Annotated in this window: 20 protein-coding genes; 18 read left to right on the top strand and 2 right to left on the bottom strand. The window is 66.0% G+C overall.

Features of this window, described 5'->3' with window-relative positions; translation table 11 throughout:
• Positions 1-13 precede the first annotated feature (13 nt).
• From zapE to VB672_RS05440, 9 genes are all read left to right on the top strand, one after another.
• Entirely contained in the window at positions 14-1,207 is a 1,194-nt protein-coding gene (zapE, locus tag VB672_RS05480) for a cell division protein ZapE (RefSeq protein WP_329783169.1), read from the top strand.
• On the top strand, positions 1,204-1,833 hold the full coding sequence (locus VB672_RS05475; protein ID WP_329783168.1) for a TetR/AcrR family transcriptional regulator: 630 nt from the start codon (positions 1,204-1,206) through the stop codon (positions 1,831-1,833). Before zapE ends, VB672_RS05475 begins: the two co-directional genes overlap by 4 nt.
• Before the next feature lie 224 nt (positions 1,834-2,057).
• Entirely contained in the window at positions 2,058-3,020 is a 963-nt protein-coding gene (gene mdh, locus VB672_RS05470) for a malate dehydrogenase (protein ID WP_329783167.1), read from the top strand.
• A 111-nt stretch (positions 3,021-3,131) separates the two neighbouring features.
• Positions 3,132-4,331, top strand: a complete 1,200-nt coding sequence (sucC, locus tag VB672_RS05465; protein WP_329783166.1) for an ADP-forming succinate--CoA ligase subunit beta — start codon at positions 3,132-3,134, stop codon at positions 4,329-4,331.
• A 12-nt stretch (positions 4,332-4,343) separates the two neighbouring features.
• Positions 4,344-5,231: a succinate--CoA ligase subunit alpha gene (gene sucD, locus VB672_RS05460; protein ID WP_329783165.1), complete on the top strand. Its 888-nt coding sequence runs from the start codon at positions 4,344-4,346 to the stop codon at positions 5,229-5,231.
• 58 nt (positions 5,232-5,289) lie between these two features.
• On the top strand, positions 5,290-8,250 hold the full coding sequence (locus VB672_RS05455; RefSeq protein WP_329783164.1) for a 2-oxoglutarate dehydrogenase E1 component: 2,961 nt from the start codon (positions 5,290-5,292) through the stop codon (positions 8,248-8,250).
• A gap of 66 nt (positions 8,251-8,316) precedes the next feature.
• Complete coding sequence (odhB, locus tag VB672_RS05450) at positions 8,317-9,561, top strand: 2-oxoglutarate dehydrogenase complex dihydrolipoyllysine-residue succinyltransferase (RefSeq protein ID WP_329783163.1); 1,245 nt, start codon at positions 8,317-8,319, stop codon at positions 9,559-9,561.
• Positions 9,562-9,678: 117 nt separating this feature from the next.
• Positions 9,679-11,079 carry a dihydrolipoyl dehydrogenase gene (gene lpdA, locus VB672_RS05445; protein WP_329783162.1) on the top strand — a complete coding sequence of 467 codons (1,401 nt, stop codon included), beginning with the start codon at positions 9,679-9,681 and terminating at the stop codon, positions 11,077-11,079.
• A gap of 9 nt (positions 11,080-11,088) precedes the next feature.
• Positions 11,089-11,712, top strand: coding sequence for a thymidine kinase (locus tag VB672_RS05440; protein WP_329783161.1), 624 nt, complete (start codon positions 11,089-11,091; stop codon positions 11,710-11,712).
• Between the two features lie 794 nt (positions 11,713-12,506).
• On the opposite strand, the gene VB672_RS05435 is transcribed toward VB672_RS05440, so the two are convergent.
• The gene (locus VB672_RS05435) at positions 12,507-13,493 is read right to left on the bottom strand and encodes a tyrosine recombinase XerC (RefSeq protein ID WP_329783160.1); all 987 of its coding nucleotides are present in this window, start codon (positions 13,491-13,493) and stop codon (positions 12,507-12,509) included.
• 46 nt (positions 13,494-13,539) lie between these two features.
• Between VB672_RS05435 and VB672_RS05430 the strand changes: the two genes are divergently transcribed.
• The 8 genes from VB672_RS05430 to VB672_RS05395 all read left to right on the top strand — a co-directional run bounded on the left by VB672_RS05430 (position 13,540) and on the right by VB672_RS05395 (position 22,131).
• Positions 13,540-15,702 carry a primosomal protein N' gene (locus tag VB672_RS05430; RefSeq protein ID WP_329783159.1) on the top strand — a complete coding sequence of 721 codons (2,163 nt, stop codon included), beginning with the start codon at positions 13,540-13,542 and terminating at the stop codon, positions 15,700-15,702.
• A 32-nt stretch (positions 15,703-15,734) separates the two neighbouring features.
• Complete coding sequence (locus VB672_RS05425) at positions 15,735-16,295, top strand: histidine phosphatase family protein (RefSeq protein ID WP_329783158.1); 561 nt, start codon at positions 15,735-15,737, stop codon at positions 16,293-16,295.
• A gap of 241 nt (positions 16,296-16,536) precedes the next feature.
• Positions 16,537-17,109 (top strand): F0F1 ATP synthase subunit delta, encoded by a 573-nt coding sequence (locus VB672_RS05420; RefSeq protein WP_329783157.1) that lies wholly within the window; start codon positions 16,537-16,539, stop codon positions 17,107-17,109.
• On the top strand, positions 17,109-18,638 hold the full coding sequence (gene atpA, locus VB672_RS05415) for a F0F1 ATP synthase subunit alpha (protein WP_329783156.1): 1,530 nt from the start codon (positions 17,109-17,111) through the stop codon (positions 18,636-18,638). The genes VB672_RS05420 and atpA overlap by 1 nt, the downstream gene beginning before the upstream one ends.
• A 55-nt stretch (positions 18,639-18,693) precedes the next feature.
• On the top strand, positions 18,694-19,566 hold the full coding sequence (locus VB672_RS05410) for a F0F1 ATP synthase subunit gamma (protein WP_329783155.1): 873 nt from the start codon (positions 18,694-18,696) through the stop codon (positions 19,564-19,566).
• 23 nt (positions 19,567-19,589) lie between these two features.
• Complete coding sequence (gene atpD / locus VB672_RS05405; RefSeq protein ID WP_329783154.1) at positions 19,590-21,044, top strand: F0F1 ATP synthase subunit beta; 1,455 nt, start codon at positions 19,590-19,592, stop codon at positions 21,042-21,044.
• Between the two features lie 115 nt (positions 21,045-21,159).
• A complete protein-coding gene (locus VB672_RS05400) occupies positions 21,160-21,561 on the top strand; it encodes a F0F1 ATP synthase subunit epsilon (protein WP_329783153.1) in 402 nt (133 codons plus the stop codon).
• Positions 21,562-21,618: 57 nt separating this feature from the next.
• On the top strand, positions 21,619-22,131 hold the full coding sequence (locus VB672_RS05395; protein WP_329783152.1) for a 2'-5' RNA ligase family protein: 513 nt from the start codon (positions 21,619-21,621) through the stop codon (positions 22,129-22,131).
• A 125-nt stretch (positions 22,132-22,256) separates the two neighbouring features.
• Here the strand turns inward: VB672_RS05395 and putA are convergent, their stop codons facing one another.
• A complete protein-coding gene (gene putA, locus VB672_RS05390) occupies positions 22,257-25,355 on the bottom strand; it encodes a bifunctional proline dehydrogenase/L-glutamate gamma-semialdehyde dehydrogenase PutA (protein ID WP_329783151.1) in 3,099 nt (1,032 codons plus the stop codon).
• Between the two features lie 112 nt (positions 25,356-25,467).
• On the opposite strand from putA, the gene VB672_RS05385 reads away from it, so the two are divergent.
• Positions 25,468-25,929: an Lrp/AsnC ligand binding domain-containing protein gene (locus tag VB672_RS05385; RefSeq protein WP_201839525.1), complete on the top strand. Its 462-nt coding sequence runs from the start codon at positions 25,468-25,470 to the stop codon at positions 25,927-25,929.
• Positions 25,930-25,970: the final 41 nt, after the last annotated feature.

The following is a 25,970-nucleotide window of genomic DNA, read 5'->3' as shown; positions in this document are numbered from 1 at the left end:
TATCGGTCAACCCGTGAACGACACCTCCTTCTCCTCGCCTCAATCCATCACGGCCCGCTACAACGCCCTGGTCACGTCGGGTGCCATCGAGCGCGATCCGGCGCAGGTGGCGCTGCTCAAACGGCTTGAGGCGCTCGCCGGAAACCTCGCCAATCACCGCCTCGCCCGCAAGCCCAGCGCTCTCGGCTGGCTCTTCGGCAAGAAGAGCAGCGAACCGCCGAAGGGTCTCTATGTCTGGGGTTCGGTCGGGCGCGGCAAGACCATGCTCATGGACCTGTTCTTCGAGGCGCTGCCGGTGCGGCGCAAGCGCCGGGTCCATTTCCACGCCTTCATGGCCGACGTGCACGAGCGCATCCACGCGTACCGGCAGAAGCTCAAAAGCGGCCAGGTCACGGGCGACGATCCCATCGGCCCGGTGGCGGAGGCGCTCGCCAGCGAGGCTTGGGTGCTCTGCTTCGACGAGTTCACCGTCACGGATATCGCCGATGCCATGATCCTCGGGCGCCTGTTCACGGCGCTCTTCGCCCGGGGCGTCGTGGTGGTGGCGACCTCCAACGTGGAGCCGGACCGGCTCTACGAGGGCGGCCTTAACCGCTCGCTCTTTCTGCCCTTCATCGGTTTGCTGCAGGAGCGCATGGCGGTGGTGAAGCTCGAATCCCGCACGGATTTCCGGCTCGAGAAGCTCGCCGGCAGTCCGGTGTTCTATACCCCGGCCGACGAGGGCACCCATGCGGCGCTCACCCGCGCCTTCAGGAGCCTGACCGGGCGCGAACAGGGCAAGCCCCTGACCCTGACCGTCAAGGGGCATCCGGTCGAGGTGCCGCAGGCCGCCGGCGGGGTGGCGCGCTTCTCCTTCGAGGATCTCTGCTCCAAGCCCCTCGGCGCCGCCGACTATCTCGCGGTGGCCGAAGATTTCCATACGGTCATCCTCGAAGGCATCCCGAGGATGACCATCGAGCGCCGCAACGAGGCCAAGCGCTTCATCCTGCTCATCGATGCTCTCTACGACGCCCATGTGAAGCTCCTGGCCTCGGCCGAAGCCGAAGTGCATGAGCTCTACCACGCGGAGTCCGGCCGCGAGGCCTCCGAGTTCGACCGGACCGTGTCCCGCCTGATCGAGATGCGCTCCGAGGAATACCTGTCCCTGCCGCATGGCCGTTCGGATTCGGAGGCCTCCGGCAGCACCACCGGGCTCGCCGAGACATGAAGAGGCCGTCCGGCGCGTCGCTGCGGGTGACGGAGGCCACGCCGGCCGACACCCGGCTTCTCGCCATTGCGGCCGCCCAGCTCAAGGAATTCGGGCCCCGGCATGTCACCGTGGTGGGCATTGCCGATGCCGCGGGCATGACCCATGCCAATGTCTACCGCTACTTTGCCAGCAAGGCGGCCCTCATCGATGCGGTGGCCGGGCAATGGCTGCGGCGGATGGAGGCCACCATCGCGGACATCGCCGACTCCCCCGATCCCGCCGACGACAAGCTGGAACGCCTGATCCAGGCCTGGGCGCGGATCCATCGGGACCTCCTGAAGGAGGACCGGCATCTCTTCGACGTCTATTGCACGGCGACCGAGACGGCACGCCCCCTCATCCGCAAGCACCGGGCCCGGATGCGCCTGCTGATCGACCGGGTCCTGGACGAGGGCATCACGACGGCCAAGTTCGACCCCCGGGATCGGGAAAAGGCCCATGCCTTCATCACGGATTCCGTCTATCGCTTCATCAATCCGCTGACCGTCCGGCTTGATGCAGAGGTGCCGCAGGACATCCTCGATCAGCGGCTCGCCACCATGATCCGGGTGGTTCTGAGAGCCCTGGCGAACGGTAGCGTGTAACGTCAGTTACAAATTTCAAAAAATGTAACACAAAAATTCGGGCGACTTCGATACAGTCAAGTCACTGTAAAAGCGAAGTGTTTTCGAAATGTTAAGCTTGCCGGGACTTTTTCCAAGGCTCAAAGCCTTGCCTGTTAACCTTTTGGTCGCTTGATGGCGGCCCATCTCTCATGGCAAACAGCGCCACCTCAAAAAGGCTCGTGCCAAAAACCCAAGGACAGACCATGGCCCGGAAAAAGATCGCGCTCATCGGTGCAGGCCAGATCGGCGGAACCCTCGCTCATCTCGTCGGCTTGAAGGAACTCGGCGACGTCGTTCTCTTCGACATCGCGGAAGGCATTCCCCAGGGCAAAGGTCTCGATATCGCGGAATCCGCCCCGGTCGATGGGTTCGACGCCAAGTACAAAGGCGCCAACGACTACGCGGCTATCGAAGGCGCCGACGTGATCATCGTCACCGCCGGCGTGCCGCGCAAGCCCGGCATGAGCCGCGACGATCTCATCGGCATCAACCTCAAGGTCATGGAAGCGGTCGGCAACGGCATCAAGCAATATGCCCCGAACGCCTTCGTCATCTGCATCACCAACCCGCTCGACGCCATGGTGTGGGCGCTCCAGAAGTTCTCGGGCCTGCGCCCTGAGAAGATCGTCGGCATGGCCGGCGTGCTGGACTCGGCCCGCTTCCGTCACTTCCTGGCCGAAGAGTTCAACGTGTCGGTCGAGGACGTGACCGCCTTCGTGCTCGGCGGCCACGGCGACGACATGGTGCCGCTCGTTCGCTACTCCACGGTGGCGGGCATTCCGCTGCCCGACCTAGTGAAGATGGGTTGGACGAGCCAGGAGAAGCTCGACGCCATGGTCGAGCGCACCCGGAAAGGCGGCGGCGAGATCGTCAACCTGCTCAAGACCGGCTCGGCCTTCTACGCTCCGGCTGCTTCGGCGATCGCCATGGCCGAGAGCTACCTCAAGGACAAGAAGCGTGTCCTGCCCTGCGCGGCCTACCTCAACGGCCAGTACGGCGTGAAGGACATGTTCGTGGGTGTGCCGATCGTGATCGGCGAGAACGGCGTCGAGCGCATCGTCGAGGTCGAGTTCTCCGCCGACGAGAAGGCCATGTTCGAGAAGTCCGTCGCCTCGGTGCAGGGCCTTGTCGACGCCTGCAAGCAGATCAACTCGGCTCTCGCCTAACCCATTCGCGTCATGGCCGGCTTCGTGCCGGCCATCCACGTCTTCACTCGCCACGCCGCTCAAGGCGTGGATGCCCGGGCCGAGGCCTGAGCATGACGAAGAGGAAAACAGATGAACATTCATGAATACCAAGGCAAAGCAGTCCTGAAGGAGTTCGGCCTGCCTGTCTCCCGCGGCAAGGCGATCTTCTCGGCCGACGAGGCGGAAGCGGCCGCCAAGGAACTCGGTGGTCCGCTCTGGGTCGTGAAGTCCCAGATCCATGCGGGCGGCCGCGGCAAGGGCAAGTTCAAGGAAGCCGCCGCCGGCGAGAAGGGCGGCGTGCGTCTCGCCAAGTCCATCGACGAGGTGAAGCAATTCGCCCAGCAGATGCTTGGCAACACCCTGGTCACGATCCAGACGGGCGAAGCCGGCAAGCAGGTCAACCGCCTCTATATCGAGGACGGATCCGACATCGAGACCGAGTTCTACCTCTCGATGCTGGTCGACCGCGAGACAGGCCGCGTGGCCTTCGTGGTCTCGACGGAGGGCGGCATGGACATCGAGCAGGTCGCCCACGACACCCCCGAGAAGATCGTCACCTTCTCGGTCGATCCGGCCACCGGCATCATGCCCCATCACGGCCGTGCGGTCGCCAAGGCGCTGGGCCTCAGGGGCGCGCTCGCCAAGGAAGCGGAAGACGTGGTCGCGAAGCTCTACAAGGCCTTCATCGCGAAGGACATGGAGATGCTGGAGATCAATCCGCTCATCGTCACCAAGGACCAGCACCTCAAGTGCCTGGATGCCAAGATCTCCTTCGACGGCAATGCCCTCTACCGCCACCCCGAGGTGATGGAGCTGCGCGACCTCACGGAAGAGGACGAGAAGGAAATCGAGGCCTCCAAGTTCGACCTCGCCTATATCGCGCTCGACGGCACCATCGGGTGCATGGTCAACGGCGCCGGCCTTGCCATGGCGACGCTCGACATCATCAAGCTCTACGGCGAGGAGCCGGCGAACTTCCTCGATGTGGGCGGCGGCGCGTCCGAGGAGAAGGTGACGGCGGCGTTCAAGATCATCACGGCCGATCCGAACGTGCAGGGCATCCTTGTCAACATCTTCGGCGGCATCATGAAGTGCGACGTCATCGCCCGCGGCGTGATCGCCGCGGTGAAGACCGTCGGCCTGCAGGTTCCGCTGGTGGTGCGCCTCGAGGGCACCAACGTGGAAGAGGGCAAGCAGATCATCCGCGAATCCGGCCTCAACGTGATCCCGGCGGACGACCTCGACGACGCCGCCCAGAAGATCGTGAACGCCGTGCGCGGCGGAAAGTAAGGTTTCGAGCTGATGTCCATCCTCATCGACAAGAACACCAAGGTCATCTGCCAGGGCTTCACCGGCAAGAACGGGACCTTCCATTCCGAGCAGGCCATCGCCTACGGGACCAAGATGGTCGGCGGCACCTCGCCGGGCAAAGGCGGCTCCACGCACCTGAACCTGCCCGTGTTCGACACGGTCATGGAAGCGCGCGAGAAGACCGGCGCCGACGCCTCGGTCGTGTACGTTCCGCCGCCGGGCGCGGCTGACGCCATCTGCGAGGCGATCCAGGCCGAGATCCCGCTCATCGTCTGCATCACGGAAGGCATTCCGGTGCTCGACATGGTGCGCGTGAAGCGCGCCCTCGAGGGCTCCAAGTCGCGCCTCATCGGCCCGAACTGCCCCGGCATCGTGACGGCGGGCGAGTCGAAGATCGGCATCATGCCGGCCAACATCTTCAAGCCCGGCTCGGTCGGCATCGTGTCGCGCTCCGGCACGCTCACCTACGAGGCCGTGTTCCAGACCACCAACGAGGGCCTCGGCCAGACCACCGCGGTGGGCATCGGCGGCGACCCGGTGAAGGGCACCGAGTTCATCGAGATGTTCGACATGTTCCTCTCCGACCCGAAGACCGAGTCGATCGTCATGATCGGCGAGATCGGCGGCTCGGCCGAGGAAGAGGCGGCCGAGTTCATCGCCCGCGAGGCCAAGAAGGGCCGCAAGAAGCCGATGGTCGGCTTCATCGCGGGCCGCACGGCTCCTCCCGGACGCCGCATGGGCCATGCCGGTGCGATCATCTCCGGCGGCAAGGGCGGCGCCGAGGACAAGATCGCCGCCATGGAGGCCGCGGGCATCCGTGTGTCGCCGTCGCCGGCCCGCCTCGGCAAGACCCTGGTCGAGGTTCTCAAGGGTCAGTAACACGTCAGGCCGCCCCGATGTCGGGGCGGCCAACCAGCTTTTTGGATTGTAGATTGCCATGGCACGCCAAGACGCCAATCAGAACTTCCTGAACACCGCTTTCCTCTACGGGGCGAACGCGTCCTACATCGAGGAGCTCCAGGCCCGCTACGAGAAGGACCCGTCCTCGGTCGATGCCGAATGGCAGGCGTTCTTCGGCGCCCTCAGGGACGACAAGCAGGCTGTCGAGAAGGCGGCCAACGGTCCGTCCTGGGAGAAGCCGAACTGGCCGATCCACGCCAATGGCGAGCTCGTCTCGGCGCTCGACGGCAACTGGGCCCAGGTCGAGAAGGCGGTCGGCGACAAGATCAAGGCCAAGGCCGAAGCCAAGGGCGCCGAGATCAGCCAGATCGACGTGCAGCAGGCGACCCGCGATTCCGTGCGCGCCATCATGCTGATCCGCGCCTATCGGGTGCGCGGCCACCTGCATGCCAAGCTCGATCCGCTGGAGATCAATCCCCGGCCGAACGACCAGGAGCTGCATCCCTCCCATTACGGCTTCACGGATGCCGACTGGGACCGCAAGATCTTCCTCGACAACGTGCTCGGGCTCGAGTTCGGCACGATCCGCGAGATCGTCGCGATCCTCGAGCGCACCTATTGCCAGACGCTCGGCGTCGAGTTCATGCACATCTCCGACCCGGTCGAAAAGGCCTGGATCCAGGAGCGCATCGAGGGTCCGGACAAGGAGATCACCTTCACCAAGGAAGGCAAGCGCGCCATCCTCAACAAGCTCGTCGAGGCGGAAGGCTTCGAGAAGTTCCTGGATGTCCGCTACACCGGCACCAAGCGCTTCGGCCTCGACGGCGGCGAGTCGCTGATCCCGGCGCTCGAGCAGATCATCAAGCGCGGCGGCAATCTCGGCGTGAAGGAGATCGTGCTGGGCATGGCCCATCGCGGCCGCCTCAATGTGCTGACCCAGGTGATGGGCAAGTCGCACCGTGCCCTGTTCCACGAATTCAAGGGCGGTTCCTTCGCGCCTGACGACGTGGAAGGATCGGGCGACGTGAAGTACCACCTCGGCGCGTCATCGGACCGCAACTTCGACGGCAACAACGTCCACCTGTCGCTGACCGCCAACCCGTCGCACCTGGAAATCGTCAATCCCGTGGTGCTCGGCAAGGTTCGCGCCAAGCAGGACCAGCACGGCTGCACGCCCGACAACCGCACCGCCGTCATGCCGCTCCTCATCCACGGCGATGCGGCCTTCGCCGGCCAGGGCGTTGTCGCGGAATGCTTCGGGCTGTCGGGCCTGCGCGGTCACCGCACCGGCGGCTGGATCTCGTTCATCATCAACAACCAGATCGGCTTCACCACCGATCCGCGCTTCTCGCGCTCCTCGCCCTATCCATCGGACGTGGCGAAGATGGTCGAGGCGCCGATCTTCCACGTGAACGGCGATGATCCGGAGGCCGTGGTCTTCGCCGCGAAGGTGGCGACCGAATACCGCCAGCGCTTCCAGAAGCCCGTCGTCATCGACATGTTCTGCTACCGCCGCTTCGGCCACAACGAGGGCGACGAGCCGGCCTTCACCCAGCCGCTCATGTACCGCAAGATCCGGTCGCATCCGGCAATCGTCGAGCTCTATTCCAAGAAGCTCATGGCCGAAGGCATCGTCACCGAGGCCGAGGTCGAGGAGATGAAGTCGAGCTGGCGCTCGAAGCTCGACGCCGAGTTCGACATCGCCACCAGCTACAAGCCCAACAAGGCCGACTGGCTCGACGGACGCTGGTCGGGCCTCAAGGCGGTGCGCGAGGATCAGGACGATCCGCGCCGCGGGCAGACCGGCGTGTCGGCCGAGACCCTGCAGCAGATCGGCAAGGCGCTGACCACGATCCCGGAGGGCTTCCACCTCCATCGCACGATCCAGCGCTTCCTCGACAACCGCAAGAAGATGCTGGAAACCGGCGAGGGCTTCGACTGGGCCATGGCCGAGGCGCTCGCCTTCGGCTCGCTCCTGCTCGAAGGGCATCGGGTGCGCCTGTCCGGCCAGGACGTGGAGCGCGGCACCTTCTCGCAGCGCCACTCGGTTCTGACCGATCAGGAGAACGAGGAGCGCTACACGCCTCTTAACCACATCTCGGACAGCCAGGCCCGCTATGAGGTCATCAACTCCATGCTGTCGGAAGAGGCGGTGCTGGGCTTCGAATACGGCTACACCCTGTCCGAGCCCAACGCCCTGACCCTTTGGGAAGCGCAGTTCGGCGACTTCGCCAACGGCGCCCAGGTGGTGTTCGACCAGTTCGTGTCGTCCGGCGAGCGCAAGTGGCTGCGCATGTCGGGCCTCGTCTGCCTCCTGCCGCACGGTTATGAGGGCCAGGGACCGGAGCACTCCTCCGCTCGCCTCGAGCGCTGGCTGCAGATGTCGGCCGAGGACAACATGCAGGTGGGTTACTGCTCGACTCCGTCGAACTACTTCCACATCCTGCGCCGTCAGCTGAAGCGCGATTTCCGCAAGCCGCTGATCCTGATGACGCCCAAGAGCCTGCTGCGCCACAAGCGCTGCACCTCGAGCCTCGCCGACATTGCCGAGGGAACCTACTTCCATCGTGTTCTGCAGGACGATGCCCAAGCCGGGCGCGACGGCATCAAGCTGGTGAAGGACGACAAGATCCGGCGCGTGGTGATCTGCACGGGCAAGGTCTATTACGACCTGCTCGAGGAGCGCGAGAAGCGGGGCATCGACGACGTCTACCTGCTGCGCGTCGAGCAGCTCTATCCCTTCCCGGCGAAGTCGCTGGCGGCCGAGCTCGCCCGCTTCAAGAAGGCCGACGTGGTGTGGTGCCAGGAAGAGCCCAAGAACATGGGCTCCTGGACCTTCGTCGAGCCCTATCTCGAGTGGGTGCTCAAGACCGCCGGCTCCAAGGTGGACCGCCCGCGCTACGTGGGACGCCCCGCCTCCGCCGCCACGGCCACCGGCCTCATGTCCAAGCATACGGCCCAATTGCAGGCCTTCCTCGACGAGGCTTTCGCGGCGTAAGACCCGCGACGGCTCTCACCCGATTCCGAGGGGCTCGTCCGAGCTCCGCAAGACCCGAAGACGACCATGGCAACCGAAATCCGCGTACCCACCCTTGGCGAATCCGTGTCAGAGGCCACCATCGGCCGCTGGTTCAAGAAGCCCGGCGATCCCGTGAAGGCCGACGAGCCCGTGCTCGAGCTCGAGACCGACAAGGTCACCCTCGAGGTCAACGCTCCCGCGAGCGGCACGCTCGGCGACATCGTCGCCAAGGACGGCGAGACGGTGAGCCCCGGTGCGGTGCTCGGCTCCATCGTCGAGGGTGGCGGTGCTGCCGCTGCGGCTCCTGCGGCGGCGCCGAAGGCGGAAGCTCCCAAGGCTGCGCCGGCCCCGGCTCCCGTGGCCGCGGCGCCTGCAGCGGCCGCTCCCGCCGCCGCCAAGGATCACGGCCCGGCGGTCGCCCGTCTCGCGGCCGAGAGCGGCGTGAGCCCGGCGGGCATTCCTGGCACCGGCAAGGACGGCCGCGTGACCAAGGGCGACATGCTCGCCGCCATCGCTACCGGCGGCGCTGCTGCCGCTCCTGCGCCTGCCGCGCCCGTCCAGGTCCGCGCCCCCTCCGCGCCGGTCGATGCCGAGCGCGAAGAGCGCGTCAAGATGACCAAGCTGCGCCAGACCATCGCGCGCCGCCTGAAGGACGCTCAGAACACCGCCGCCATGCTCACCACGTTCAACGACGTGGACATGAGCGCGGTGATGAACCTGCGCAGCCAGTACAAGGACGTGTTCGAGAAGAAGCACGGCACCAAGCTCGGCTTCATGGGCTTCTTCACCAAGGCGGTGATCCAGGCGCTCAAGGACGTTCCGGCCGTCAATGCCGAGATCGACGGGCAGGACCTCGTCTACAAGAACTACTACCACATCGGCATCGCGGTCGGCACCGAGAAGGGCCTCGTGGTGCCCGTGGTGCGCGATGCGGACGACCTCTCGGTCGCCGGCATCGAGAAGAAGATCGCCGATTTCGGCAAGCGCGCCCGAGACGGCAAGCTCTCCATCGACGAGATGCAGGGCGGCACCTTCACCATCACCAACGGCGGCATCTACGGCTCGCTCATGTCGACGCCGATCCTCAACGCGCCGCAATCGGGCATCCTGGGCATGCACCGCATCGAGGACCGTCCGGTCGTCCGCAACGGCCAGGTCGTCGTGCGCCCGATGATGTATCTCGCGCTCTCCTACGATCACCGCATCGTCGACGGCAAGGAGGCCGTGACCTTCCTCGTACGGGTCAAGGACGCGCTGGAGGATCCGGCGCGCCTCGTGCTCGATCTTTAAGAACTCACCGTCATGCCCGGCCTCGTGCCGGGCATCCACGATTTTGACGCCGGGTGGCCATCCCAGACGTGGATGGCCGGGACAAGCCCGGCCATGACGTCCAAGGGGGCGAATCCAATGTCCTACGATGTTATTGTCATCGGCACCGGCCCCGGCGGCTATGTGGCCGCCATCCGGGCCGCGCAGCTCGGCCTGAAGACCGCCGTCGTCGAAAAGCGCAAGACCCACGGCGGCACCTGCCTGAACATCGGCTGCATCCCCTCGAAGGCCCTGCTGCATGCCTCGCACATGTTCGAAGACGCGCGCGATCATTTCGCCGGCCTCGGCATCGGCGTTTCCGCACCGACCCTCGACCTCAAGACCATGCAGGCCTTCAAGCAGGAAGGGGTCGACGGCAACACCAAGGGTGTCGAGTTCCTGCTGAAGAAGAACAAGATCGACGCCTTCATCGGCACCGCCCGCATCGCCGCCGTCGGTCAGGTCGAGGTGACGGCCGAGGACGGCTCGAACCAGATGCTCGAGACGAAGAACATCGTCATCGCCACGGGTTCGGACGTGACGCGCCTGCCGGGCATCGAGATCGACGAGAAGGTGGTGGTCTCCTCCACCGGCGCTCTGGACCTTGAGACCGTGCCGAAGCGCCTCGTGGTCATCGGCGCCGGCGTGATCGGCCTCGAGCTCGGCTCCGTGTGGCGCCGCCTCGGCTCCGAGGTGACGGTGGTGGAATATCTCGACCGCATCCTGCCCGGCATGGACGGCGAGGTCGCCAAGAACTTCCAGCGCATCCTCACCAAGCAGGGTTTTGCGTTCAAGCTCGGCTCCAAAGTGACCGGTGTCGAGAAGACCGGCAACGGCGCGAAGCTGACGGTCGAGCCCGCCGCCGGCGGTGCAGCTGAAACCCTTGAAGCCGACGTGGTGCTCGTGGCGGTCGGCCGCGTGCCCTACACGCAGGGTCTGGGACTCGATCATGTGGGCGTCCAGCTCGACAATCGCGGCCGCATCCAGACCGACGCGCATTTCTCCACCAACGTCACGGGCATTTACGCCATCGGCGACGTGATCGCCGGCCCCATGCTCGCCCACAAGGCCGAGGACGAGGGCGTTGCCGTGGCCGAGATCATCGCCGGCAAGGCGGGACACGTGAACTACGACGTGATCCCGAGCGTGGTCTATACGTTCCCCGAGGTCGCCTCCATCGGCAAGACCGAGGAGGAGCTGAAGGCCGCGGGCGTTGCCTATAACGCAGGTAAGTTCCCCTTCACGGCCAACGGCCGCGCCAAGGTCAACCGTACCACGGACGGCTTCGTGAAGATCCTGGCCGATGCGACGACCGACAAGGTGCTGGGCGTCCACATCATCGGCCCGGAAGCCGGCAACCTCATCCACGAGGCGGCGATCACCATGGAGTTCGGAGGATCCTCCGAGGACATGGCCCGCACCTGCCATGCGCATCCGACGCTTGCGGAAGCTGTGAAGGAAGCAGCGCTCGCCGTCGAAAAGCGCGCGATCCACATGTAAGATCGCCGGATGGCCAAGCTCCACTTCCTCTACTCGGTGATGAATGCAGGCAAGACCACCCATCTCCTGCAGGTTCGCTACAATTACATCGAGAACGGCGGCAACGTGCTGCTGTTCACGAGCGTGATCGACGACCGATTCGGGGTCGGCAAGGTGAAGTCGCGCCTCGGCCTTGAGGCCGACGCGACGCCCTTGCGGAAGGAAGACGCCATCGACGCCATCGTGGCGGCGGAGCACGCGAAGCGCCCGGTGACGGCGGTGCTCATCGACGAGGTCCAGTTCATGACCGCGGACCAGATCCGCCAGCTGGCCTGGATCGTCGACGAGCTGAAGATCCCCGTCATGGCCTACGGGCTCAAGAACAACGTCTACGGGACGCTGTTCAGCGATGCGATCGTCGTCCTGATGGCCCTTGCGGACGATTTCCAGGAGATCAAGCAGCTCTGCCATTGCGGCCGCAAGGCCACGATGATCCTCAAATACGACCGCAACGGCGAGGCCGTGCGCTCGGGCGAGGTGGTCGAGATCGGCGGCGAGGGCCGCTACGTCTCGGTCTGCCGGCCCCATTGGACGGCAGGCGACATCGGCCCCGCCGCACGGCAATTGCTGGCCCGGCCCGTGGCGGCGGAGTAGTCGACGAACCTTCCCGCCATGGCTGGCCCTATACGGGTCACCCACGTCCGACGTCACCTCCCTCACCCCATCCTGAGGCGCAGACGTCCTTCTGCGTCTCGAAGGAGGGTGCGGTGCTCTCTGGATCCTCCTTCGAGACGGCCGCTGCGCAGCCTCGTCAGGATGAGGGTGAGAGGGCGTGGATCACGGGAGTATGTAGCCTCGTCATCCCCTTGCCGTCATGGCCGGGATGAGCCCGGCCATCTCGCTTGTTTGAAGCGCCACGCCCAACAAATCGGGATCACCGGCACAGGGCCGGTGACGACGGCAGAGGTGTTGGAAGCAGTGCTGCCGATATCCCAGCGCAACGCTATGTTCTCATTTTGTTCTTGACACAGGGTTGCACCTGAGCTATACCCTTGTGCAGATCGGTTCCTGCGAGGGGCGCGCTCGCGAGGCGTCGCAGTGACGGGAGCCGGCACGGTCCTGCGGCAGGCCTCGCACGCCTGGGAGCGCAGGAGGCCGACCTTGGGTGTCGTCCCAGCTGGTCCGCCTGAAAAGTACCGTGCGCGAGGTGCCGTCCGGCTCTTCCATCTCCCACCATCATCATCGAGCCGGGCTGCCACTCGCGCCACCCTCGATCCACCGCAAGGCTCGCAGCGCAAGCTGCGGGCCCCAAGGTGCTGCCTCTTTGACATCAGACACATACGCAGCAGCCTGCCCGCGCAGGAGGCAATGACAGTGTCGAGATGCAGGCGCCACTCTCCCCGCGTGGTTCCGGGCCGGCTTCGCTGACCGCAGCCTCGCCTGAGCCTTCACTTCACCCGCGCCCGCGGATGGGCCGCATTGAAGGCATCCATCAAACGGGCTGCATCCACCTTTGTGTAGAGCTGCGTGGTCGAGAGCGAGGCGTGGCCCAGAAGCTCCTGGATGCCGCGCAGGTCGCCGCCTTTGGCGAGGAGATGGGTGGCGAAGGAATGGCGCAGGGCATGGGGCGTGGCGCTGTCCGGCAGACCGAGCGAACCGCGCAGCTCCTCGACGGCAAGCTGGATGATGCGCGGCGAGAGCGGACCGCCGCGGGCGCCGACGAAGAGCGGACCTTCCGGTGGGATCGCATAGGGGCAGAGCTGCAGATAGTCCTCCACGGCGCGCTGGATGGGGGAAATCACCGGCACGCTGCGCATCTTGCCGCCCTTGCCGGTGACGGTGACCGTGTCGATCCCGTTGACCGGCGCATCGCGGCGCTGCAGCCCGAGCGCTTCGGAAATGCGCAGGCCCGCGCCATAGAGCAGGGAGAGCACGGCCGCGTCCCGCGCCAGGATCCAGGGCTTGCGGTTCTCGGACGCCCGCGTCTCGGCATCCGTCACCGCAACCGCCGAGGAGGCGGAGAGGGGGCGGGGCAGGTTCTTGTCCACCTTCGGCGTGCGAATCGCCGCGAAGGCCGAGGCTGTGCCATAGCCTTCGCGTTCCAGGTGCCGGGCGAAGGAGCGCAGGGCCGCGAGCTGGCGCATGAGCGAGCGGCTGCCGACCGAATTCATCCGCCGGGCCGCCAGGAAGGCGCGGATGTCCAGGGGCTTCAGGCCCAGGATGCCCGTCACGCCCGGCGGCTCGCCGAGATGGTTCGTCAGGAACGCGAGGAACTGGCGCAGATCCCGCCCATAGGCCTCGACGGTCTTCGCCGAGAGCCGCCGCTCCTTGGCCAGCGAGGCGAGCCACGCCATCGCCTCCCTGCGGGTGTCATCCGCGCCGGGAAGGACCAGATCGAGAACATTTTTCGTGGCGCTGCTTGACATGAGTCCCATTTATGCAAGGGCAGAACCCTAACAGTCACAGGTTAACCCCTTTCGAATGACAAGCCGCATCGCCGATGTCCTCATCCCGCTGGCGCTGGACACGGCCTATTCCTATGCCGTGCCGGACGGCCTCGCGCTCGAGGAGGGCGACGTGGTGCAGGTGCCGCTGTCGAATCGCGAGGTGGCGGGCGTCGTCTGGGGCCTGCGCGACGGGCAGGGCGGTAACCTGAAGAAGGTCACGGGCGTCATCGAGGCGCCGAACCTGTCGCCCAAGATGCGCAAGTTCCTGGACTGGATCGCCTGGTACACCCTGGCGCCCAAGGGCTCGGCGCTGGCCATGGGGCTCAAGATCCCGGATCCGGACCGGCAGGAGGTGGCGCGCGTCGGCGTCAGGCTGGCGGGAGCCCTGCCGAAGCGCATGACGCCCGCGCGGCAAAAAGTGGTGGAGATCGCGCAGGATGGGATCGTGCGGCTCAAGAGCGAGCTGGCCCATGCGGCCGGCGTCAGCAACGGCGTCGTCGACGGGCTGATCGACGAGGGAACCCTGGAGACGGTGGCGCTTTTGGCCGAGCCCGTGGCCGAGATGCCCAATCCCGCTTTCGGCCACACGGCGCTTTCCGACGGCCAGCACGCCGCAGCGGAAGAAATCGTCGCCGCCATGGGCGAGGAGCACTCGCCCGTGATCCTGCTCGAAGGCGTCACGGGATCGGGCAAGACGGAGGTCTATTTCGAGGCGGTGGCCGAGGCCGTGCGGACCGGCCGGCAGGCCTTGATCCTCATGCCGGAAATTGCCCTGACGGCCCAGTTCCTCGACCGGTTCGCCGCCCGCTTCGGCGTCAAGCCCGCCACCTGGCATTCCGGCGTCACGGGCCGCAGGCGCGAGCGGCTTTATGCGGCCATCGCGGCCGGCGAGGTAAAGGTGGTGGCGGGCGCCCGTTCGGCCCTGTTTCTGCCCTATGCGGATCTCGGTCTCATCATCGTCGACGAGGAGCACGAGACCGCCTACAAGCAGGACGACGGAGTGCATTACCACGCCCGTGACATGGCGGTGGTGCGCGGCAAGATCGAGAACGCCCCGGTGGTACTGGCCTCTGCGACCCCCTCCATCGAAAGCCGGGTCAATGTGGAGCGCGGACGCTACCGCCACGTGAAGCTCCCCGAACGATTCGGCGGCCGCTCCATGCCGCAGATCCGCGCCGTGGACCTGCGTAAGGAAGCCATTCCGAAGGGTCGATGGCTCTCGCCGACCCTAGTGGCGGCTGTGGAGGACACGGTGGCCCGAGGCGAGCAGGCGCTGCTCTTTCTCAACCGGCGCGGCTATGCGCCGCTCACCCTCTGCCGGGCCTGCGCCCATCGCTACGAATGTCCCAACTGCTCCTCCTGGCTGGTGGAGCACCGCTTCCGCCGCTCCCTCGTCTGCCACCATTGTGGTCACGTGGAGCGCACGCCTCAGGCCTGCGTCGAATGCGGCAGCATCGATTCGCTGGTGCCCTGCGGGCCCGGCGTCGAGCGGATCGCCGAGGAAGCTGCGGCACTGTTTCCGGACCAGCGCTGCATCGTGCTCTCCAGCGACTTTCCCGGGGGCACGGAGCGGCTGCGGGCGGAGCTTGCCGCCATCGCGGCGGGCGAGTTCGACATCGTCATCGGCACCCAGCTCGTGGCCAAGGGACACAACTTCCCGCTCATGACCCTGGTCGGTGTGCTCGATGCGGATATCGGCCTCACCTCCGGCGACCCGCGCGCCGCCGAGCGCACCTTCCAGATGCTCCAGCAGGTGACGGGCCGGGCCGGGCGCGGCGAGAAGCCGGGCCGCGCCCTCGTCCAAACCTGGCAGCCGGATCATCCCGTAATTGCGGCCCTGATTTCCGGCGATGCGGAGCGCTTCTACGAGGAGGAGACCCGCGTCCGCGAGATGGCCGGCCTGCCCCCGTTCGGACGCCTCGCCTCCCTGATCGTTTCGGCCGCCGAGCGCGAGGCGGCCGAGGCCCATGCTCGCGCCATGGCGCTCGTGGCGGAACCGCCGCCCGGCGTGACCGTGCTCGGCCCGGCCGAAGCGCCCCTTGCCCTGATCCGCGGCCGCTACCGCTTCCGGCTCCTGGTCAAGACGGAGCGCGAGGTGGATCTCCAGGCCTATCTGCGCAGCTGGATGGCCCGCTGCCCGAAGATCCGCGGCAACACCCGCGTGTCCATCGACGTGGACCCGCAGAGCTTTTTGTGATCAAGCGAACGTCCACGAACGAGACAGGGCCCATGACCAAGATCGTCCATTGCATCCGCCACGGCCAATCCACCTTCAACGCGCACTGGGCCGAGCACGGCGAGGATCCGGGCCATTTCGATGCGCCTCTCACGGAGCTCGGCCAGCGCCAGGTGGCCGAGCGGGCGCCGGAGTTGCGCCAACATCCTTACGAGCTCGTCGTGACCTCGCCGCTGACCCGGGCGATCCAGACCACCGTGGGCCTGTTCGGAACCCATCCGGCCTCGCCCCAGATCCTGGTCGAGTGCCTCCATCGCGAGCATCTGGAGAGCAGCTGCGACGTGGGCAGCACCGTCTCCCGGCTGTCCCGTGACTTCCCACACCTGCACTTCGGGCACCTGGACGAGGTTTGGTGGCACAGCGACGGCGAGGTGAACGAGCGGGGTTTCGTCTACGAGCCGGCCCACGTCTTCGAGGCACGGGTCGAGAGGTTCCGTCTCTGGCTCGCCGAGCGGCCGGAGACCATGATTGCCGTGGTGGGCCACGGCACCTTCTTCAGCAGACTCACCGGCCGGTTCCTGAACAACTGCGAAGTCGCCGCCCTGGAGCTTTGAAGCATTTTTCGGCGAAGGGGCTCACTTGAGCCTTTACCTTAACCGCCGGCCCGGTTTTTCCCGGTAAATCAGGGCCCAGCTCGCCTTGCGCCTCGGAAAAACCCATGCTAGTGCACCCTCGCCTGACGGGCGGAGAAGGCTTTCGCCCCGGGCTCATTTCCACACCTGACGGGTTTCCCGAGGGCCTCGTAGGCAGGCTGCCCCGGTCCGAGACCCGTTAAGACACGAGAGAGACGGTTACGTGGCGCAAAGCGGTTCGCAAGAAGGACCCCTCCTGTCGGGCGTGGCATTGCGCTATGCTTCGGCGCTGTTCGAACTCGCCAGGGAAGCGAATGCCGTGGAAGCCGTCGCCGGCGACCTCGCCCGCTTCGATCAGCTGATCCGCGGCAGCGAAGACTTGCAGCGCCTGATCCAAAACCCCATCTTCACGGCCGAGGAGCAGTCGAACGCGATCGGCGCCATTCTCGACAAAGCCGGCATTTCGGGCCTTGCGGGCAATTTCATCCGTCTCGTCGCGTCCAAGCGCCGGCTCTTCGCGCTGCCCGACATGATCCGTGCCTTCCAGAACCTGGTGTCCGACGCGAAGGGCATCGTCCGGGCGCAGGTCACCCTGGCGGAGGCGCCGTCCGACACGGTCCTGAACGAAATCAAGGCGGCGCTGCGCGACGTCGCCAAGGCTGACGTTGCTCTCGACGTCAAAATCGACCCGAGCCTCATCGGCGGTCTCATCGTGAAGATGGGCTCCCGCATGGTGGATGCCTCGGTGCGCACCAAACTCAATTCCATTCGTCTAGCGATGAAAGAGGTCCGCTGATGGACATTCGAGCCGCTGAGATCTCCGCGATCCTCAAAGAGCAGATCAAGAACTTCGGCACCGAGGCTGAAGTCACCGAAGTCGGGCAGGTTCTGTCCGTCGGTGACGGCATTGCCCGTTGCTACGGCCTCGACAAGGTCCAGGCCGGCGAGATGGTCGAATTCGAGAGCGGCGTGCGCGGCATGGCCCTCAACCTCGAGACCGACAATGTCGGCGTCGTGGTGTTCGGCTCCGACCGTGAAATCGCCGAAGGCCAGACCGTGAAGCGCACGGGCGCCATCGTGGACGTGCCGGTCGGCAAGGGCTTGCTCGGCCGCGTCGTCGACGCCCTCGGCAACCCCATCGACGGCAAGGGCCCGATCCAGGCCACCGAGCGCCGCCGCGTGGACGTGAAGGCTCCCGGCATCATTCCGCGCAAGTCGGTGCACGAGCCGATGGCCACGGGCCTCAAGGCCATCGATGCCCTCATCCCGGTCGGCCGCGGCCAGCGCGAGCTGATCATCGGCGACCGTCAGACCGGCAAGACCGCGGTCGTGCTCGACACGATCCTCAACCAGAAGCCGCTGAACCAGGGCAACGACGAGAGCCAGAAGCTCTATTGCGTCTACGTGGCCGTCGGTCAGAAGCGCTCCACGGTCGCCCAGTTCGTGAAGGTTCTCGAAGAGCAGGGCGCTCTGGAATATTCCATCATCATCGCGGCCACTGCGTCCGATCCGGCTCCGATGCAGTTCCTGGCGCCCTTCTCGGGCTGCGCCATGGGCGAGTTCTTCCGCGACAACGGCATGCATGCCGTGATCGTCTATGACGACCTGTCCAAGCAGGCCGTCGCCTATCGTCAGATGTCGCTCCTGCTCCGCCGTCCGCCGGGCCGCGAGGCTTATCCGGGCGACGTGTTCTACCTGCACTCCCGCCTGCTCGAGCGCGCCGCGAAGCTCAACGACAGCCAGGGCGCGGGCTCGCTCACCGCTCTGCCGGTCATCGAGACCCAGGCCAACGACGTGTCGGCCTACATCCCGACCAACGTGATCTCGATCACCGACGGTCAGATCTTCCTGGAGACGGACCTGTTCTACCAGGGCATCCGCCCAGCCGTGAACGTCGGCCTCTCGGTGTCGCGCGTGGGCTCCTCGGCCCAGACGAAGGCGATGAAGAAGGTCGCGGGCAAGATCAAGGGCGAGCTGGCGCAGTACCGCGAGATGGCGGCGTTCGCCCAGTTCGGCTCCGACCTCGACGCCACCACGCAGCGCCTGCTGAACCGCGGCTCGCGCCTGACCGAACTCCTGAAGCAGCCGCAGTTCTCGCCGCTGAAGATGGAAGAGCAGGTCGCCGTGATCTATGCCGGCGTGAACGGCTACCTCGACAACCTGCCCCTCAACCGGGTCAAGGCCTTCGAGGACGGTCTGCTCTCGCTCCTGCGCGGCAAGCACGCCGACATCCTGGAGGCGATCCGCGCTTCGAAGGATCTGTCGAGCGACTCGGAAGCGAAGCTCAAGGACGTCGTCCAGACCTTCGCCAAGTCTTTCTCGTAAAGACATCCGTTCTCGTAAGATCCAGCCGGATTTCCGGAGAGGGTAGGGCCGCTCGATGCCGAGCTTGAAAGACCTTCGTAACCGCATCGCCTCGGTCAAGGCGACGCAGAAGATCACCAAGGCCATGCAGATGGTGGCCGCCGCGAAGCTGCGCCGCGCGCAGACCGCGGCGGAGGCTGCGCGCCCCTATGCGGAGCGCATGGCCGTGGTGCTCGGCAACCTCGCGTCCGGCATCACCGTCGGGCCCGAGACGCCGCGGCTTCTCGCCGGCACCGGTTCCGACCGGGTTCACCTGTTGATCGTCTGCACGGCCGAGCGCGGCCTGTGCGGCGCGTTCAACTCCTCGATCGCCCGTCTCGCCCGCGACCATGCCAACCGGCTGCTCGCCGAGGGCAAGACGGTCAAGATCATCTGCGTCGGCAAGAAGGGCTACGACATCCTGCGTCGCCAGTTCGCCGAGCAGATCATCGAATTCGTCGACCTGCGTTCCGTGCGCCAGATCGGCTTCGAGCAGGGGGACATGATCGCCCAGAAGGTGCTTGCCCGCTTCGAGGCCGGCGAGTTCGACGTGGCGACTCTGTTCTACTCGCGCTTCCGCTCGGTGATCGCCCAGATCCCGACGGCGCAGCAGATCATCCCGGCCCAGATCGAGACCAGCGCCGGTTCCACCGACGCGGTCTACGACTACGAGCCGGACGAAGGCGAGATCCTGACGACGCTCCTGCCGCGGAATCTCACCGTGCAGATCTTCCGCGCGCTGCTGGAGAACGCCGCCTCCGAACAGGGCGCCCGCATGAGCGCCATGGACAATGCGACCCGCAACGCGGGCGAAATGATCAAGAAGCAGACGATGACCTACAACCGGTCGCGTCAGGCGATGATCACCAAGGAACTGATCGAAATCATTTCGGGCGCCGAGGCGCTCTGACAAGCATCCGAGAGGAGCCAATCATGGCCAACACCGCCACTACCCAGCGCACCGCGACCGGCCGCATCACGCAGGTCATCGGCGCCGTCGTCGACGTGCAGTTCGAAGGCCATCTGCCGGAGATCCTGAACGCTCTCGAGACCACGAACGGCGGCAACCGCCTCGTGCTCGAAGTGGCGCAGCAGCTCGGCGAGAGCACCGTGCGCTGCATCGCCATGGACACCTCCGAGGGTCTGGTGCGCGGTCAGCCCGTCACCGACACCGGCGCCCCGATCTCGGTGCCTGTCGGCGCCGCTACGCTGGGCCGCATCATGAACGTCATCGGCGAGCCGGTGGACGAAGCCGGCCCCATCGTCGGCGAAGGCACCCGCGCCATCCACCAGCCGGCACCGTCCTACGCCGAGCAGTCCACCGAGGGTCAGATCCTCGTCACGGGCATCAAGGTCGTCGACCTGCTCGCTCCCTACGCCAAGGGCGGCAAGATCGGCCTCTTCGGCGGCGCGGGCGTCGGCAAGACCGTGCTGATCATGGAACTCATCAACAACGTCGCAAAGGCGCACGGCGGCTATTCCGTGTTCGCAGGCGTCGGTGAGCGCACCCGTGAGGGCAACGACCTCTATCACGAGATGATCGAATCCAAGGTGAATGTCGATCCTCGCGAGAACGGCTCTGCCGCCGGCTCCAAATGCGCCCTCGTGTACGGCCAGATGAACGAGCCCCCGGGCGCCCGCGCCCGCGTCGCGCTCACCGGCCTCACCGTCGCCGAGAACTTCCGCGACCAGGGCCAGGACGTGCTGTTCTTCGTGGACAACATCTTCCGCTTCACCCAGGCAGGCTCCGAGGTGTCGGCGCTTCTCGGCCGCATTCCTTCGGCGGTGGGCTACCAGCCGACCCTGTCGACCGACATGGGCGCCCTGCAGGAGCGCATCACCACCACCACCAAGGGCTCGATCACCTCGGTGCAGGCCATCTACGTGCCCGCCGACGACCTGACGGATCCTGCTCCGGCCACGTCCTTCGCCCACCTCGACGCCACGACCGTGCTGTCGCGCTCGATCGCCGAAAAGGGCATCTACCCGGCTGTGGACCCGCTCGACTCGACCTCGCGCATGCTCTCTGCCGCCATCGTCGGCGAAGAGCACTACAACGTCGCCCGCCAGGTCCAGCAGGTGCTGCAGCGCTACAAGGCACTCCAGGACATCATCGCGATCCTGGGCATGGACGAGCTCTCCGAGGAGGACAAGCTCACCGTCGCCCGCGCCCGCAAGATCGAGCGTTTCCTGTCGCAGCCGTTCCACGTGGCGGAAGTGTTCACCGGCTCGCCCGGCAAGCTCGTCGCGCTCGAAGACACGATCAAGGGCTTCAAGGGTCTGGTCGAGGGCCAGTATGATCACCTCCCCGAGGCTGCCTTCTACATGGTCGGCACCATCGAGGAAGCCGTCGAGAAGGCCCAGCGCCTCGCAGCCGAAGCGGCCTAAGGTAAACTCAACATCATCCCGGAGCGTGCCCGCACGCTCGGGGATGTTCGCGTCCAAGCGTATCTCCCAAACGATTCCCGAGCGTTCATCGACCGCGGGATGACGAGGAGCTCAGATGGCTACCTTCAACTTCGAACTGGTCTCTCCCGAGCGCGTGCTGTTTTCCGGCGACGTGGATGCGGTCGTGCTGCCGGCGACCGAGGGCGACATGACGGTTCTGGCCGGTCATTCGCCGGTGATGACCGCCCTCAAGACCGGGTTCCTCGTCATCACCAGCAATCCCGGCAACGGACGGCGCGTTCTCGTCCGCGGCGGCTTCGCCGACGTCAACCAGAACGGCCTGACAGTTCTGGCCGAGCGCGCACTGCCCGAGGAAGAACTGACCCAGGAGATCCTCGACCACGAGATCCTGACCGCCGAGATGCACTACGACGCCACCAACGATCCGGCGGCCAAGCATGCAGCCGAATCGGCCGTCGCCCAGTTGCGCGAAGCCAAGGCGGCGCTGAACTTCTAGAAGCGATTTAAGCCTAAGATCTGAAACAACCCGGCGCCAAGCCGGGTTTTTCTATTTATGGACACAACAGCGCCTCTCATCCTCACGCTCCAGTTCGACGAACGCTCATTCGCATACTTCGATGAGCAGCGACGGCGCTACTTTCCCCCTGAGCGAAACTTCATCCCGGCACACCTGACCCTGTTTCATGCTCTGCCGGGCGAGCAACTCGAGAAAGTCCAGCGGGACATCGAGGTTCGTGCGTCAGACCAGAAGCCTTTCAGTCTCGACGTGACAGGTTTGCGTCCCCTCGGGCGTGGCGTGGCCTACGCTCTTGCCTCCGTAGAACTCACGGACATCCGCCGTCACTTCGCGCTGGTATGGAACGACTGGCTCAAGTCCCAGGACCGGCAGAACCACAGGCCGCATGTGACAGTGCAGAACAAGGTCGATCCCACGCAGGCCCGAGCACTTCTGGAAGAGTTGAGCGACAGTTTCACGCCGTTCCAGGTCGAGGCTGTCGGGCTGGAGCTGTGGTGGTATCGCAGCGGGCCGTGGGAGAAGGTGAGGACCTTCGTGTTCGAGCAATAGCCTACCTAGGTCACGACCGGCCTCGTGCCGGCCATCCCGATCGCATGAAACGCTGTGCCCCTCCAAACGGGATCACCGGCACAAGGCCGGTGACGACGTCGAGCAAATCACTCAGGCGTGGAGCACTACTCCCCCATGGCGATCAAATTGGCGTTGCCGCCCGCCGCTGCCGTGTTGATCGTCACCGTCTGCTCGGTGGCGAAGCGCAGGAGGTAGTGCGGGCCACCAGCCTTCGGGCCCGTGCCGGAGAGGCCGTGTCCGCCGAAGGGCTGCACGCCCACCACCGCGCCGATCATGTTGCGGTTCACGTAGACATTGCCGACCGACAGCGCCTGCACGATCCGCTCCACGGTCGCGTCGATGCGCGAGTGAACGCCGAGCGTCAGGCCGTAGCCGGTGCCTTCGATGGCGCGCAGCACCTCCTCCAGGCGTTCCGCCTTGTAGCGCACTACATGGAGCACGGGGCCGAACACCTCCTGGGCGAGGTCGTGCGGCCTGTTGAGCTCGAAAATATGCGGCGCCACATAGGTGCCGACTGCGGGTGCCTCGCCGGCATAGTGCACCTTCGCCGATGCCTTCATCGCCGCGACATGCGCGTCGAGCTTGTCCTTCGCCTCGCGGTCGATCACCGGACCCACATGGGTCGAGATCTCGCGCGGATCGGCAATCTTCAGCTCGCGGGCATTGCCGGCGATCATCTCGATCATGCGGTCGGCCACGTCCTCCTGGACGCAGAGCAGGCGCAGGGCCGAGCAGCGCTGGCCGGCGGAACGGAAGGCCGACATCACGACGTCGTCGGCGACCTGCTCAGGCAGCGCCGTGGCATCAACGATCATCGCATTGATGCCGCCGGTCTCGGCGATCAGCGGCACGATGGCGGCATCCTTGCCCGCGAGCGTGCGGTTGATGATGCGGGCGACTTCCGTCGAGCCGGTGAAGACCACGCCGGCCACATCCCTGTGCTCCACGAGGCGAGCCCCGACGCGCCCGTCGCCAGGAACGAGATGAAGCGCCGACTTGGGAACGCCCGCCTCGTGCAGGATGCGCACGGCGAGGTCGGCGATCAGCGGCGTCTGCTCGGCCGGCTTCGCTACGACCGCATTGCCGGCCATCAGGGCCGCGCTGACCTGGCCGAGGAAGATGGCGAGCGGGAAGTTCCAGGGCGAGATCGCCACGAAGACGCCGCGCCCGCGCAGGCGCAGCACATTGCTCTCGCCCGTCGGTCCCGGCATCGCTTCGCCGGCGCCGAAGAGCGTGCGGCCCTGGACGGCGTAGTAGCGCAGGAAATCGACCGCTTCGCGGACCTCGGAGAGTGCATCGTCGAGGGTCTTGCCGGCTTCGACCTGCAGGAGGTGGAGCAGCGCACCACGCCGCTCCTCCAGCAGATCGGCGGCGCGCTGGAGTGTCTTGGCGCGGGTATTCGCGTCCGTGCGGCTCCAGGTTGAAAAGCCTGCCTGCGCCGCCGCCATGGCGCGATCCGCCACCTCGGGCGAGGCTTCCGTCACCTGGCCGGCCACGGTGCTGCCGTCGATGGGGCTGACGACCGGGCGTGCCGCCCCGGCCGCCGCCTTGCCGTCGATCAGCGGCTCGGCCTTGAAGTGCTGCTGCGCGCCGCGCCTGATCTCGGCCAGGAGCGCGTCGAGTGAAGCCTGATGGCCGAACTCCACGCCCTTCGAATTGGCGCGCTCGGGACCATAGAGATCGCGGGGCAACGGCAGCTTGGGGTGACGCGCCTTGTCGGCCGATACGATGATGTCGGCCGGACGCTTCAACAGCGATTGAACCGGCACGTCGGTGTCGGCCGCGACCGACACGAAGGAGGAGTTCGCTCCGTTCTCCAGGAGACGGCGCACGAGATAGGCGAGAAGATCGCGATGGCCGCCGACCGGCGCATAGGCGCGGCAGGCGAGGCCCGGCTTGTCCTCGAGCAGCCGTGCATAGAGCGCCTCGCCCATGCCGTGCAGGCGCTGGAACTCGTAGCCCTCCGTGCCGCCGGCGCGCTCGATGATGGACGCGACGGTGAGCGCGTTGTGCGTGGCGAATTGCGGGTAGATGCGCGGTCGCAAGGCCAGCATCTTCTCCGCGCAGGCCATGTAGTGCAGATCCGTCATGGCCTTTCGGGTGAAGACCGGGTAATCGTCGAGCCCGCGCTCCTGGGCGCGCTTCACCTCCGTGTCCCAATAGGCGCCCTTCACGAGGCGCACCATGAGCTGGCGGTCATACTTCTCCGCCATGGCCGCGATGGCGTCGATCACCGAACCGGCGCGCTTTTGGTAAGACTGAATGGCAAGCCCAAAACCCTTCCAGTCGGCGAGCGACGGATCCGCGAGCACCGCCTCGATCACCTCGAGTGACAGCTCCAGCCGGTCCGCTTCCTCGGCGTCGACGGTGAAGTTGAGGTCGTAGGACTTGGCCTTTTGCGCCAGCTCGATCACCAGCGGCACGAGCTCGCGCATCACCCGTTCGCGGCTCGTGGCCTCGTAGCGCGGGTGAAGGGCCGAGAGCTTCACCGAGATGCCGGGCCGGTTCGGGAGCGGCTCGTTGCCGGCTGACCGGCCGATGGCATCGATGGCGGAGGCGTACGAGTCGAAATAGCGGCGCGCATCCTCGGCCGTGCGGGCGCCCTCGCCCAGCATGTCGAAGGAATAACGGTACAGTCGGCCCTTGGAGGACGTGGCGCGCTTCAGGGCCTCCTCGATGGTCTGGCCCAGCACGAAGTGGTTGCCCATGACCCGCATGGCTTGGCGAGTGGCGGTCCGCACGGCGGGCAGGCCCAGGCGCTTGGTGAGTTGGCCCAGAATGCTCTCCGGCGTCTCGCCGGGCTGGATGATCCGCGCCGTGATGCCGAGCGCCCAGGCCGAGGCCGAGACCAGGAAGGCGTCGGATTTCGCCTCATGACCGGCGAAATCGGCCTGACCGAGCTTGTCCTCGATCAGCCGGTCGGCGGTGGCCGCGTCCGGCACTCGCAGCAGGGCCTCGGCCAGGACCATCAGCGCGAGCCCCTCCTTGGTGGAGAGCGCATATTCCCGCAGCATTTCCTCGACGCCGCCGAGCCCGCCGCCCTTGGCGCGGATCGCCTCGATCAGACGGGTGGCCTGCTCGTCCACGCGCTTCTCCCGCTCCGGCGAAAGCCGCGAACTGGCGAGAAGCCGGGCCGCGATGGCCTTGTCGTCTTCGGCGAAGGGTGGGTTGAAGGGCAGGGCGGCGCTGGAAACGGGGTTCATGGGGATCCTCTGGGCGTTTTCCGGAATATATGAGGCTGGCGGCCGTGTTTCGATGGCAAAATTGACCTGTTCGGCTTAGGAACAGCGGAGTGAAATGGGAATGGCCGCGGAAATGACGGATTTGGACCGGATCGATCGCAAGATCCTCAAAGCTCTCCAGGCCGATGGCCGCATCGCCACCGTGGAGCTGGCCGAGAAGGTGGGATTGTCGCCCACCTCGACCGGCGAGCGGGTGAAGCGCCTGCAGCGGGAAGGCGTCATCGCCGGCTACGGTGCGAGGCTCGATCCCCACCGGCTCGGCCTTGGGCTTCTGGTCTTCGTGGAGGTCTCCCTCGACAAGACCACGGCGGATGTCTTCGAGAAGTTCGCCGCCGCCGTGAAGCGGGCCCCCGAGGTTCTCGAATGCCACATGGTGGCGGGCGGCTTCGATTATCTGGTCAAGACCCGCGTGGCCGACATGGCGGCTTACCGCCACTTCCTCGGCGAGATCCTGCTGGCGCTGCCGGGCGTGAAGGAGACCCGCACCTATGCGGTAATGGAGGAGGTCAAGAGCGACGGGATGCTGCCGGTGTAAAAAGAGGCGGCTTGAAGCCGCCTCTCTCGTCTTCGGGTGTC

It is taken from the genome of Microvirga sp. CF3016 (assembly GCF_036314085.1).
GTDB lineage: Bacteria > Pseudomonadota > Alphaproteobacteria > Rhizobiales > Beijerinckiaceae > Microvirga.
The sequence above is the reverse complement of the archived record's forward strand: the minus strand, read 5'-3'. Positions and strand labels throughout refer to the sequence as shown.